This is a genomic window from Streptomyces sp. NPDC028910 (assembly GCF_055564955.1).
On the sequence record NZ_JBVHVF010000030.1, the window covers coordinates 1 to 12,700 of the forward strand.

The following is a 12,700-nucleotide window of genomic DNA, read 5'->3' on the forward strand; positions in this document are numbered from 1 at the left end:
CCGCGGGACGGGCCCGCCCCACCCCGCCCCCGAGGGGGCGGGTGGGCAACCACCGGCCAGGAGCGGGGGGTCGAGGGGGTAAAAGTCCCGCACGCCCGGGACCCCGTACCGCCCCACCCACGTCACAGCTGGGCTGCAAGGCCGACCCACCGGGGCCGGGGTGCCGCGCCGCGCCAATAGAATCGCCGGGTGGATACGACCCTGGATGACCCCCTCGTCGGGCGCGTGCTCGACGGCCGCTACCGCATCGACGCCCGTATCGCGGCCGGCGGCATGGCCACGGTCTACCGGGCCGTCGACACCCGCCTCGACCGCGTCCTCGCGCTCAAGGTGATGCACCCGGCCCTCGCCGGGGACGCCGCCTTCGTCGACCGGTTCATCCGCGAGGCGAAGTCCGTGGCCCGGCTCGCCCACCCCAACGTCGTCGCCGTCTTCGACCAGGGCACGGACGGGCCGTACGTCTACCTCGCCATGGAGTACGTCTCCGGCTGCACCCTGCGCGACGTGCTCCGCGAACGCGGCGCGCTCCAGCCCCGGGCCGCCCTCGACATCCTCGAACCGGTCCTCGCCGCCCTCGGGGCCGCCCACCGGGCCGGTTTCGTCCACCGCGACATGAAGCCCGAGAACGTCCTGATCGGCGACGACGGCCGGGTCAAGGTCGCGGACTTCGGGCTGGTCCGGTCCGTCGACTCGGTCACCAACACCACCGGCTCCGTCCTCGGCACGGTCTCCTACCTGGCCCCCGAGCAGATCGAGAACGGCGTCGCCGACACCCGTGTGGACGTCTACGCCTGCGGTGTCGTCCTCTACGAGATGCTCACCGGCTCCAAGCCCCACCTCGGCGGCACCCCCGCTCAGGTGCTCTACCAGCACCTCCACGAGGACGTCCCGCCCCCCTCCGCCGCGGTCCCCGGGCTGCCCGCCGGGCTCGACGAGCTGGCCCTGCACGCCACCGCCCGCAACCCCGAGCTGCGCCCCTACGACGCCGCCGCCCTGCTCGGCCTCACCCGCGAGGCCCGCGCCCTGCTCAGCGACGCCGAGCTGGACGCCGTACCGCCGCAGGCGCGCGCCGAGGAGCGCTCGTCCGCCGAGGACCGCACCGGCGTGATCCCGCGCCCGGTGGCCGTCCCGCAGCCCGCGCAGCACCCCGTGGAGCACACCTCCCGCCTGGAAATGCCGCCCCCGCCGCCCGCTCCGACCGCGCACCGGCCGGCCGCCGCCGGGCGGCCCCGCCGCGGCATGCTGCTCGTCATCGCCGGCGTGCTGCTCGCCCTGGGGCTCGGCGCCGGGGTCTGGTACATCAACTCCGGCCAGTTCACCAAGGTCCCCAACCTGCTCGGCAAGACCGAGGAGCAGGCCAAGTCCCAGCTCTCCGCGGCCGGGCTCGGCGTGAAGGGGGTCGAGCGGAAGTTCAGCGACGCCTTCGAGCGCGGGACGGTGATGAACACCGATCCCCCGGGCGGGCGGCGGATCCGCGGCAACGGCGCGGTGACCCTCACGATCTCCCGCGGCCCCGAGGTCGTGGCCGTGCCCAACCTGAAGGGCAGGCCGCTGGAGGAGGCCAAGGCCGAGCTGACGAAGGCCGGGCTGGCCCCGGGGATCGTCACCCAGGCCTTCAGCCAGGACATCGCGCAGGGCTCGGTGATCAGCACCGACCCGGTGGGCGGCGAGAAGCGGGCGCCCGACACGGCGGTCTCGCTCGTCGTCAGCAAGGGCCGCCCGGTGCCCGTCCCGAGCGTGGCCGGGATCCCCGTCGACCAGGCGAAGGCCAGCCTGGAGGCCCTGGGCCTCAAGGTCGACACGGCCCCCGAGCAGGTCAACTCGCCCGCTCCGGCCGGGACCGTCGCCAACCAGTCGATCGGCGCCGGCACCCAGGCCGCGGCCGGCGACACGATCACGCTGACCGTGTCCAAGGGCCCCCGCCAGCTCCCGGTCCCGAACGTGACGGGCCAGGAAGTGGACGCGGCCCGCAAGGCCCTGGAAGCCGCTGGCTTCAAGGTGAAGGTGGACCGGCCCCTGATCTCCTTCAGCAACACCGTCGACGCCCAGTCGGTACCGGCCGGGCAGAACGCCCCCGAGGGCAGCACGATCACCATCAGGACCAAGGGACTGTAGGCCGCAGTGATACGCAATCCAGTGGGCGGGCACGTCCCCGTCGCCGGCGGTCTCGCTTCGGTCGGCCTGACCTACGCCCGCGAGATGGGCGCCGAGGCCGTGCAGGTCTTCGCCGCCAATCCGCGCGGCTGGGCCACCCCGCTCGGCAATCCGGCGCAGGACGAACTCTTCCGGGCGCAGTGCGCGGCCGCGTCCATCCCGGCCTACGTGCACGCGCCGTATCTGATCAACTTCGGCTCGCACACCGAGGCCACCGTGGAGAAGTCGGTGGAGTCCCTGCGCCACTCGCTGCGCCGCGCCCGGCAGATCGGCGCGCTCGGGGTGGTCGTCCACACCGGATCGGCGACCGGAGGCCGCCCGCGCGAGGCGGCGTACGCGCAGGTCAGGGAGCACGTGCTGCCGCTGCTGGACGAGCTGACTCACGAGGACGACCCCTTCCTGCTGCTGGAGTCGACGGCCGGGCAGGGCTCCTCGCTGTGCTCGCGCACGTGGGACTTCGGCCCGTACTTCGAGGCGCTCGACCACCACCCGAAGCTGGGGATCTGCCTGGACACCTGCCACGTCTTCGCGGCCGGTCACGATCTGGCGGAGCCGGGCGGGACGAAGCTGACGCTGGACCTGCTGGTGGAGACCGTGGGCGAGGGCCGGCTGAAGCTGGTCCACGCGAACGATTCCAAGGAGGGCGCCGGCGCCCACAAGGACCGGCACGCCAACATCGGCCAGGGCCACATCGGCCGGGAGGCCTTCGCCGAGCTGTTCACGCACCCCGCGATGGAAGGCGTACCGCTGATCATCGAGACGCCGGGCGGCAAGGAAGGGCATGCGGCGGACGTGGCGCTGCTGAAGGAGCTGCGCGGCCCGCGGTGACGACGCCCGTCCCGGTGACGACGCCCGTCCGGGTGACGACGCCCGTCCGGGTGACGCCCGGCCGCGCCCCTTACAGCTCGGGGCCCTCGCCGGGCTCCTCCTGGTAGGAGTAGCGCTGCTCGCGCCAGGGATCGCCGATGTTGTGGTAGCCGCGCTCCTCCCAGAAGCCCCGGCGGTCGGCGGTCATGTACTCGACGCCGCGGACCCACTTGGGGCCCTTCCAGGCGTACAGGTGCGGAACCACGAGCCGCACCGGGAAACCGTGCTCCGCGGTGAGCAGCTCACCGCCCTGGTGGGTGGCGAAGACGGTCCGCTCGGAGGCGAAGTCGGCCAGTCGCAGATTGGAGCTGAAGCCGTACTCGGCCCACACCATCACGTGCGTGACCTGCGGCGCGGGCGGTGCCAGGGCCAGCACCTCACGGGCGAGCACACCGCCCCATTCGGCGCCCTGCATGCTGAACTTCGTGACGCAGTGCAGGTCCGCCACGACGGACTCGAACGGCAGGGCCGTGAACTCCTCGTGGTTCCAGCAGTGCTTCTCACCGTCGGCCGTCGCGCCGAAGACGCGGAACTCCCAGCGGTCCGGCTTGAACTTGGGTACGGGCCCGTAATGGGTGACCGGCCAGCCCCTCTGCAGCCGCTGCCCCGGTGGAAGCTCCAGCTGCTCTGCTTCCGGAGATTCCCGGCTTTCCGGCTGACCCATGACTCCATGGTGACAGACTGGGCGGGGTGGTCATGACCAGCTCTGAACCGATTCGGGCAAGTCACGGCAACTCACACTAAGGAGGCACTTACTGGACGGCCTCCGGCGGCGGTGCAAGGATGCGCGCAACTGCCCCGTCACATAGCTGACATTGCCTGGAAGGAGCCTCTGCGATGCAGGGCGACCCCGAGGTCCTTGAGTTTCTGAACGAGCAGCTGACCGGTGAGCTGACGGCCATCAACCAGTACTGGCTGCACTACCGCATCCAGGACAACAAGGGCTGGACCAAGCTCGCCAAGTACACGCGTGAAGAGTCCATCGATGAGATGAAGCACGCGGACAAGATCACCGAGCGCATCCTGATGCTCGACGGTCTGCCGAACTACCAGCGCCTCTTCCACGTACGCGTCGGGCAGACGATCACGGAGATGTTCCAGGCGGACCGCCAGGTCGAGGTCGAGGCCATCGACCGGCTCAAGCGCGGCATCGAGGTCATGCGCGGCAAGGGCGACATCACCTCGGCCCGCCTCTTCGAGGAGATCCTGGAGGACGAGGAGCACCACATCGACTACCTCGACACCCAGCTGGAGCTCATCGAGTCCCTGGGTGAGGCGCTCTACATCGCGCAGCTGATCGAGCAGCCGAGCTAGCCCGACCGGCTCGACCCGACCCGGCCCGGGCGTACCATGCCCTGGCTGGCTGGGTGGCTGGGTCTAGGCCACTTCCGCCAACTCGGGCGAGCGCGCCGGCTGCGGATCGGCGGCGAGCACGGCCACCGCGTCACCCTTCTCCAGCAGCTCCCGGCGCGGGCACGCCCCACGGCCGAGGATGCCCTGGATGGTGCGCACGCAGGAGCCGCAGTCGGTGCCGGCCTTGGTGGCCGAGGCGATCTGGCGCGGGGTGCAGGCCCCGGCTGCCGCGTGCTCCTTGACCTGCTTGTCGGTGATGCCGAAGCAAGAGCAGACGTACACGCGGTTCACCTCCCTGGGCGGAGTGGTTCGGCGAGCCATCCCCGATTCGGTGAGGCTTACCTAACCGTACCCAAAGTTAGGGTCACCTAAAAGACCTGGATACGACGATGGGGCGCGGATCACATCGATCCGCGCCCCATCGCTGTACGAAGGTACTGACTGATCCCTACTGGTCGCGGTACATCTCGGCGACCAGGAACGCCAGGTCCAGGGACTGGCTGCGGTTGAGCCGCGGGTCGCAGGCCGTCTCGTAGCGCTGGTGCAGGTCGTCGACGAAGATCTCGTCGCCGCCGCCCACGCACTCGGTGACGTCGTCACCGGTGAGCTCGACGTGGATGCCGCCCGGGTGGGTGCCGAGCTCCTTGTGGACCTCGAAGAAGCCCTTGACCTCGTCGAGCACGTCGTCGAAACGGCGCGTCTTGTGGCCGGAGGCCGCCTCGAAGGTGTTGCCGTGCATCGGGTCGGTGACCCAGCCGACGATCGCGCCGGAGGCGGTGACCTTGTCGACCAGCTCGGGGAGCTTGTCGCGGACCTTGTCGGCGCCCATGCGGACGACGAAGGTCAGCCGGCCCGGCTCGCGCTCGGGGTCCAGTCGGTCGATGTACGTCAGCGCCTCGTCCACCGTGGTGGTGGGGCCGAGCTTGATGCCGATCGGGTTGGCGATCTGCGAGCAGAACTCGATGTGCGCGTGGTCCAGCTGGCGGGTGCGCTCACCGATCCAGACCATGTGGCCGGAGGTGTCGTACAGCTTGCCGGTGCGCGAGTCGGTGCGCGTCAGCGCGCCCTCGTAGTCGAGCAGCAGCGCCTCGTGGGAGGCGTAGAACTCGACGGCCTTGAACTCGGCCGGGTCGGTGCCGCACGCCTTCATGAAGTTCAGCGCGTTGTCGATCTCCCGGGCCAGCTGCTCGTACCGCTGTCCGGACGGGGAGGACTTCACGAAGTCCTGGTTCCAGGCGTGGACCTGGCGCAGGTCGGCGTAGCCGCCGGTGGTGAAGGCGCGCACCAGGTTGAGCGTGGAGGCGGACGCGTTGTACATGCGCTTCAGCCGCTCGGGGTCCGGGATCCGGGCCTCTTCGGTGAAGGCGAAGCCGTTGACGGAGTCGCCGCGGTAGGTCGGCAGGGTGACGCCGTCGCGGGTCTCGGTGTCCTTGGAGCGCGGCTTGGAGTACTGGCCCGCGATGCGGCCGACCTTGACGACGGGCACGGAGGCCGCGTACGTCAGGACGGCGCTCATCTGGAGCAGCGTCTTCAGCTTGGCTCGGATGTGGTCGGCGGACACACCGTCGAAGGCCTCGGCGCAGTCGCCGCCCTGGAGCAGGAACGCCTCGCCCTTGGCGACGGCTCCCAGACGGGCACGCAGCTGGTCGCACTCACCCGCGAAAACGAGCGGAGGATACGACTCGAGGTCCGCGACGACAGCGCGCAGAGCCTCGGCATCGGGGTACGAAGGCTGCTGCGCCGCGGGAAGGTCTCGCCAGGTCGCCTTTGCGGCGAGGGCGTGGGTTTCAGCGTTCACGGTCACCTCGTACACATTACGGCGTCACACGTCCCGTCCAGTCCGACGCCCACTACGTGAGACGGGCCGCCTCGAAGGCCGGGGCGCCCGCAGAGAACGGAATCCATGGTTCAGCCCACGCCGTGAGACGGATACAGCGACAGGAGGCCGGTCTGGGTTAGGGTGCCGCACATGTACGCGCACTCGAACCAGAACTGGTGGTGGCCCGCTCCCGGCGGCCCACTTCTCGCGCGTACCTGACGACACGCACGACGCGAAGGCCGCCCCGAGGGGCGGCCTTCCGCATGCGGTGACCACGACACCGCGGACGCGGGCCGCTCCTCCCACCGGAAGGACGCCGCTCCGAATGAATCTCAGCCGACTGCTCGACGACTCCTGCCCGCCGTTCGCCCTGCTGCGCCGGCGGACCCCCGGCCGCGACCACGACACCGTCGAGGTGCTGCTCGGCCCGGTCCACGAGGCCGGGCGCCTCGCCGACCTGCCCGTCCGGGAGCTGCCCACCCTCGCCCTGGTCCCCTTCCGGCAGATCCGGGAGCGCGGATTCGACGTACGCGACGACGGCACGCCACTGAGCGTGCTGGTCGCCGAGGAGGCGTACGAGATCCCCCTCTCCGAGGCGCTGGCCGCGCTGCCCGCGCACGCCGTACGGGTCGACGGAGGCGGCTTCGATGTGCCCGACGAGGAGTACGCGGCCACGGTCGAGCGGGTGATCGAGGACGAGATCGGCCGCGGCGAGGGCGCCAACTTCGTCATCCGGCGCACCTACGAGGGCCGGATCGACGGTTTCCGCCGGGCGGACGCCCTGGCCCTGTTCCGGCGGCTGCTGGCGGGCGAGCGGGGCGCGTACTGGACGTACGTCGTCCACACCGGGGACCGCACCCTGGTCGGGGCCAGCCCCGAGGTCCACGTGCGGATGTCCGGGGGAACGGTCGTGATGAACCCGATCAGCGGGACGTACCGCTATCCCGCGGGCGGTCCCACCGTGGACTCCCTGCTCTCCTTCCTCGGCGACCGCAAGGAGACGGAGGAGCTGTCGATGGTGGTCGACGAGGAGCTCAAGATGATGTGCACCGTCGGCGACATGGGCGGGGTGGTCGTCGGACCGCGGCTGAAGGAGATGTCCCACCTCGCGCACACCGAGTACGAGCTGCGCGGGCGCTCCTCGCTGGACGTGCGGGAGGTGCTGCGGGAAACCATGTTCGCGGCGACGGTCACCGGCTCGCCGGTACAGAACGCCTGCCGGGTGATCGAGCGGTACGAGGCCGGCGGCCGCGGCTATTACGCGGGGGCGCTGGCCCTGCTGGGCCTGGACTCCGCGGGCGCTCAGACCCTCGACTCGCCCATCCTGATCCGCACCGCCGACATCGACGGGGACGGGGTGCTGCGGGTGCCCGTCGGCGCCACCCTCGTACGGCACTCCGACCCGGCGGGCGAGGTGGCGGAGACCCACGCCAAGGCCGCCGGGGTGCTGGCGGCGCTGGGTGTGCGGGCGGCGGCGCCCCGCCCGGCCTTCGAGGGGGCGCGGCTGGCGGACGATCCCCGGGTTCGGGCGGCCCTGGCGGCCCGGCGGGCGGACCTGGCCCCCTTCTGGCTGCGCATGCAGGAGCAGCCGGCCGCACCGGCCGGCCACGCGCTGGTGGTGGACGGCGAGGACACCTTCACCGCGATGCTGGCCCACGTGTTGCGGGTGGCCGGGCTGGAGGTGACCGTACGCCGCTACGACGATCCGGGGCTGCGGGCGGCGGCCCTGGCGTGGGAGGGCCCGATCGTGCTGGGCCCCGGCCCGGGGAACCCGGCGGACGCGGCCGGCCCCAAGATGCGGACGCTGCGCGGGCTGGCCGCGGATCTGCTGGCCTCTCACCGGGGCGGGCTGCTCGGGGTCTGCCTGGGCCACGAGCTGCTGGCGGCCGAGCTGGGGCTCCCGCTGGTCCGCAAGGCGGAACCGGCGCAGGGGGCGCAGACCCGGATCGACCTGTTCGGGGTGGAGGAGGTGGTCGGCTTCTACAACACGTACACCGCGCGGTGCGAGGCCGGCGCCGAGCCTGCGGGGGTGGAGGTCTCGCGTGACCCGGCCACGGGCGAGGTCCATGCCATCCGCTCGGCCGCGGGCGGCTTCGCGGGGGTCCAGTTCCACCCGGAGTCGGTCCTGACCCTCCGCGGCGCGGAGCTGCTGCGCGAGCTCCTGACGGGGGTCATGGCCCCGGCCTGATCCGCTGCGCGGGCCCCCCGAAAACTGGGGCTCCGCCCCAGACCCCGCGCCTCAAACGCCGGCGAGGCTGAATCCTTCAGCCCGTCCGGCGTTTGAGGACCGGGTCCGGCGTCAGGAAGGGACAAGCGTGTTTTCGGAGCGGCGGCCCGCCAAGAAGTCGGCCACGTTCTGGACCGTCGTGTCGATGATCTGACCCACCGCGTCACTCGTGTAATACGCCTGGTGCGAGGTCACCACCACGTTCGGGAAGGTCACCAGCCGGGCCAGGGTGTCGTCCTCCACCGCCTCCAGGGACTTGTCCAGGAAGAAGACACCGGCCTCCGCCTCGTACACGTCGAGGCCGACGCCCGTGAAGCGGCCCGCCCGGAGCTCCGCCACCAGCGCGTCCGTGTCGATCAGCCCGCCGCGGCTGGAGTTCACCAGGATCGCGTCGTCCCGCATCAGCCGCAGCGCGGCCGCGTCGATGACGTGGTGGGTGGACTCCAGCAGCGGCACGTGCAGGCTGATCAGGTCCGAGGACGCGAGCAGCTCGTCCTTGTCCACGTACTTCATGCCGAGCTCCGCGCACGCCGGGTTCCGCGCCACGTCCCAGCCAAGCAGGTTCATCCCGAAGCCGTGCGCGATGCGGGTGAACGCCTCCCCGATCTTGCCGGTGCCGAGCACGCCCACCGTGCGGCCGCGCAGGTCCCGGCCCATCAGCCCGTTCAGCCGGAAGTCGAAGTCCCGGGTCCGGTTCGAGGCCCGGACGATCCGCCGGTTCACCGCCATCGCGAGGGTCCACGCGAATTCGGCCACCGAGTAGGGCGAGTAGTACGAGACCCGGCTGACGGTCATGCCCAGCCGCCCGGCCACGTCCAGGTCGATGTTGTTGAAGCCGGTGGAGCGCTGGGCGATCAGCTTCGTCCCGCCCTCCGCGAGGGCCCGTAGCACCCGGCCGTTCAGGTCGGCGTTCACGCTGGAGGAGACGATCTCGTATCCGGCCGCGATGGGCGCGGTGTCCTCGCTCAGGAAGACGTCGAGGCAGCGGACTTCGTGCTGCTGCCCGGCGAAGGCCTGCTCCAGGAGCGGCCTCTCGTCGGCGGTCACACCGAATGCCAGGATCTCCACGCGTGCTCCCGTACCTCGAACCACTCGGACCACTCGGACCACTCGGACCACTCGTCACCATGGGTCGTTCGTCACGATACGACCCATGGTGACGCGTCGCCGCTCAGCCGAAGAAGACCCCGACCTCCTTGTAGAGCGCGGGATCCACCGTCTTCAGCTTCGACGTCGCCTCCGCGATCGGCACCCGGACGATGTCCGTCCCCTTGAGCGCGACCATCGTGCCGAAGTCCCCGTCGTGCACCGCGTCGATCGCGTGCAGCCCGAACCGGGTCGCCAGCCAGCGGTCGAAGGCGCTCGGCGTGCCGCCCCGCTGGATGTGCCCGAGCACCGTCGTGCGGGCCTCCTTGCCGGTCCGCGCCTCGATCTCCTTCGCCAGCCACTCGCCCACGCCGGACAGCCGGACGTGACCGAAGGAGTCCTTGGTGGCGTCCTTCAGCACCATGTCCCCGTCCTTGGGCATGGCACCCTCGGCGACCACGACGATCGGCGCGTAGCTCGCCTTGAACCGGGAGGTCACCCAGGCGCACACCTGGTCCACGTCGAAGCGCTGTTCCGGGATGAGGATGACGTTGGCGCCGCCGGCGAGCCCCGAGTGCAGGGCGATCCAGCCGGCGTGCCGGCCCATGACCTCGACGACCAAGACCCGCATGTGGGACTCGGCCGTGGTGTGCAGCCGGTCGATGGCCTCGGTCGCGATGCCGACGGCGGTGTCGAAGCCGAAGGTGTAGTCCGTGGCGGACAGGTCGTTGTCGATGGTCTTCGGCACGCCGACGCAGGGGATGCCGTACTCCTCGTACAGTCTGGCGGCGACCCCGAGGGTGTCCTCGCCGCCGATCGCGATGAGCGCGTCCACCTCGTACTTGGCGAGGTTCTCCTTGATGTCCCGCACCCCGTTCTCCGTCTTGAACGGGTTGGTGCGCGAGGAGCCGAGGATGGTGCCGCCCCGGGGCAGGATGCCGCGGACCGCGGGGATGTCGAGCGGGACCGTCCTCCCCTCGACCGCGCCCCGCCAGCCGTCCTTGAATCCGATGAACCCGCAGCCGTACTCCTGCTCGCCCTTGCGGACGACGGCCCTGATCACCGCGTTGAGCCCGGGGCAGTCGCCGCCGCCGGTCAGCACTCCGACCTTCATGGAATCCTCCTTCGCCATGACGGTCACGCTAGTGGTGACCCAGGTCACAGCAAGGCTCCTGGAGAAGGCAATTCCGGTGGAATCGCGGGGCGTTGCGTACGCCCGTTCACTCGGACGAAGTCGTAAGTACGATCGACGCCCGGCGGGCGCGGCGGCCCGGACAGGGCCTAGGCGTCGTCCAGGCCGCGCTCTATCGCGTACCGGACGAGCTCCACGCGGTTGTGCAACTGCAGCTTGCCGAGGGTGTTCTGGACGTGGTTCTGCACGGTGCGGTGGGAGATGACCAGCCGTTCCGCGATCTGCTTGTACGAGAGTCCCTTGGCCACCAGCCGCAGTACCTCGGTCTCCCGGTCGGTCAGCTGCGGCGCCTTCGGCTCGTCGGAGGCGGTCGGCACCGGGTCGGTGGCCAGGCGCCGGTACTCGCCGAGCACCAGCCCGGCCAGGCCCGGGGTGAAGACCGGGTCGCCGACCGAGGTGCGGCGGACCGCGTCGATCAGCTCCTGGGCGCCGGCGGACTTCAGCAGGTAGCCGGTCGCGCCGGACTTCACCGCCTCCAGGACGTCCGCGTGCTCGCCGCTGGCCGACAGGACCAGGACCCGCAGCGCCGGGTTGGCGCCGACCAGCTCCTTGCAGACCTGCACCCCCGGCATGCCGGGCAGGTTCAGGTCGAGGACCAGGACGTCGGGGGTGACGGCGCGGGCCCGGCGCACCGCCTCGGGGCCGTCGCCGGCGGTGGCCACCACGTCGAAGCCCGCGGCGGCCAGGTCGCGGGCGACCGCGTCCCGCCACATCGGGTGGTCGTCGACGACCATCACCTTGATCTCGTACAGCTGGTGCGGCTGGTTCACTTCGGTGCGCTCGCTCATCTCTTGTCCGCCCTGTCCCTGGGTACCTTCAATTCCACTTCGGTGCCCTGCCCGGGGACGGACACCAGATCGGCGCTCCCGCCGAGGTCACGCAGCCGGCCGCGGATGGACAGGGCCACCCCCATCCGGCCCTCGCCCTCCGCCTGGTCGAGCCGGCCCGCCGGGATGCCGGGACCGTCGTCGCGGACGGTCACGATCACCTCGTCGCCCCAGTCCTCCACCAGGATCCACGCCCTGGCCCCTTCCCCGGCGTGCTTGCGCACGTTGTCGAGGGCGGCGCCGACCGCCGCTGCCAGCTCCTTCGCGGCGGGTACCGGCAGCGGCACCGGGGTGCCCGGCTCGGCGAAGCTCACCCGGGACCCGGCGTGCGGGGCGAGGAGCGTCCGCAGATCCAGCTCGCCCTCGTCGGCGCCCGGTTCCTCCACCTCGTACGTGTCCACGAGCGCGCCGCGCCACTCGTCGCGGGAGACCCGGGAGGGCTGCACCAGCCCGCTGGAGACCAGCGTGCGCAGCGCCACCTCCTGCTCCCCCGCCATCCGGCCGAGCTCCTCGGCCTCGCCGCCCAGTTCGGTGCCGCGCCGCTGGACCATGGCGAGGACCTGGAGGACCCCGTCGTGGATGTCGCGGGCGAGGCGCTCGCGCTCGCGGGTGGCGGCCTCGATCTCCAGGGCGCGGGCGAGGGTGGCCTCGCTGGCCCGGGCGACCTCGACGACGTAGCCGATGGCCACCGAGGCGACCCAGACGAGCAGGACGTTGTGCAGGGTGTCCCGGGTGGGCTGGCCGCCGTGGATCAGGATGTTGGCCGCGGCCACGAAGGTGGAGGCGAAGCAGGCCCAGCGCCAGCCGCCCTTGATGGCGAAGCCGAGGACCGCGCCCGCGGTCCAGATGGTGGGGAGGGTGGGACCGCCCGCGGCGATCCGCTCCTGGGTGTCGGCGATCGGCGTGAGCGCGATGCCGACGATCGCGACGGTGAGGTCGGCGACGAGGAAGCCCCTGGTACAGCTGGCGGCGTTCGCCACCTTCCGGGAGGTGGCGAGGGTCCAGACGGCGAGGCAGGCGAGGTAGCCGGCCGCGACCCCGGGGTGCGGGAACTTCTTGTACGCGGCGGCGAACAGCAGCACCGCGTAAACCATGGTCAGCAGCCGGTACACCGTCAGGGCACGCCAGAGCGGCTGCTCGACCGACATGCGTACGACGCGTTCGCGTTTCGCCAT

The 12,700-nt window shown here is 71.3% G+C and carries 11 protein-coding genes; 4 read left to right on the forward strand and 7 right to left on the reverse strand.

Annotation, left to right across the window (positions count from 1 at the left end; genetic code table 11):
* Positions 1-189 precede the first annotated feature (189 nt).
* Both pknB and ACZ4TV_RS28285 read left to right on the forward strand, forming a co-directional pair.
* On the forward strand, positions 190-2,115 hold the full coding sequence (pknB, locus tag ACZ4TV_RS28280; RefSeq protein WP_468137864.1) for a Stk1 family PASTA domain-containing Ser/Thr kinase: 1,926 nt from the start codon (positions 190-192) through the stop codon (positions 2,113-2,115).
* 9 nt (positions 2,116-2,124) lie between these two features.
* The gene (locus ACZ4TV_RS28285; RefSeq protein WP_468137948.1) at positions 2,125-2,982 is read left to right on the forward strand and encodes a deoxyribonuclease IV; all 858 of its coding nucleotides are present in this window, start codon (positions 2,125-2,127) and stop codon (positions 2,980-2,982) included.
* A 70-nt stretch (positions 2,983-3,052) separates the two neighbouring features.
* On the opposite strand, the gene ACZ4TV_RS28290 is transcribed toward ACZ4TV_RS28285, so the two are convergent.
* Positions 3,053-3,685 carry a sulfite oxidase-like oxidoreductase gene (locus tag ACZ4TV_RS28290; protein ID WP_468137865.1) on the reverse strand — a complete coding sequence of 211 codons (633 nt, stop codon included), beginning with the start codon at positions 3,683-3,685 and terminating at the stop codon, positions 3,053-3,055.
* Between the two features lie 173 nt (positions 3,686-3,858).
* On the opposite strand from ACZ4TV_RS28290, the gene bfr reads away from it, so the two are divergent.
* A complete protein-coding gene (gene bfr, locus ACZ4TV_RS28295) occupies positions 3,859-4,335 on the forward strand; it encodes a bacterioferritin (protein ID WP_030037303.1) in 477 nt (158 codons plus the stop codon).
* A gap of 63 nt (positions 4,336-4,398) precedes the next feature.
* Here the strand turns inward: bfr and ACZ4TV_RS28300 are convergent, their stop codons facing one another.
* Both ACZ4TV_RS28300 and ACZ4TV_RS28305 read right to left on the reverse strand, forming a co-directional pair.
* Positions 4,399-4,665, reverse strand: coding sequence for a (2Fe-2S)-binding protein (locus ACZ4TV_RS28300; RefSeq protein ID WP_468137950.1), 267 nt, complete (start codon positions 4,663-4,665; stop codon positions 4,399-4,401).
* Positions 4,666-4,822: 157 nt separating this feature from the next.
* Positions 4,823-6,178 carry a class II 3-deoxy-7-phosphoheptulonate synthase gene (locus ACZ4TV_RS28305; protein WP_468137866.1) on the reverse strand — a complete coding sequence of 452 codons (1,356 nt, stop codon included), beginning with the start codon at positions 6,176-6,178 and terminating at the stop codon, positions 4,823-4,825.
* A gap of 340 nt (positions 6,179-6,518) precedes the next feature.
* On the opposite strand from ACZ4TV_RS28305, the gene ACZ4TV_RS28310 reads away from it, so the two are divergent.
* The gene (locus tag ACZ4TV_RS28310; protein ID WP_468137867.1) at positions 6,519-8,381 is read left to right on the forward strand and encodes an anthranilate synthase family protein; all 1,863 of its coding nucleotides are present in this window, start codon (positions 6,519-6,521) and stop codon (positions 8,379-8,381) included.
* A 111-nt stretch (positions 8,382-8,492) separates the two neighbouring features.
* Here the strand turns inward: ACZ4TV_RS28310 and ACZ4TV_RS28315 are convergent, their stop codons facing one another.
* The 4 genes from ACZ4TV_RS28315 to macS form a co-directional block, all read right to left on the reverse strand.
* The gene (locus ACZ4TV_RS28315; protein WP_468137869.1) at positions 8,493-9,488 is read right to left on the reverse strand and encodes a 2-hydroxyacid dehydrogenase; all 996 of its coding nucleotides are present in this window, start codon (positions 9,486-9,488) and stop codon (positions 8,493-8,495) included.
* A gap of 103 nt (positions 9,489-9,591) precedes the next feature.
* Positions 9,592-10,620, reverse strand: a complete 1,029-nt coding sequence (locus ACZ4TV_RS28320; protein ID WP_468137951.1) for a 6-phosphofructokinase — start codon at positions 10,618-10,620, stop codon at positions 9,592-9,594.
* 167 nt (positions 10,621-10,787) lie between these two features.
* Positions 10,788-11,486, reverse strand: coding sequence for a response regulator (locus tag ACZ4TV_RS28325; protein WP_468137870.1), 699 nt, complete (start codon positions 11,484-11,486; stop codon positions 10,788-10,790).
* Complete coding sequence (gene macS, locus ACZ4TV_RS28330; RefSeq protein WP_468137871.1) at positions 11,483-12,700, reverse strand: MacS family sensor histidine kinase; 1,218 nt, start codon at positions 12,698-12,700, stop codon at positions 11,483-11,485. Before macS ends, ACZ4TV_RS28325 begins: the two co-directional genes overlap by 4 nt.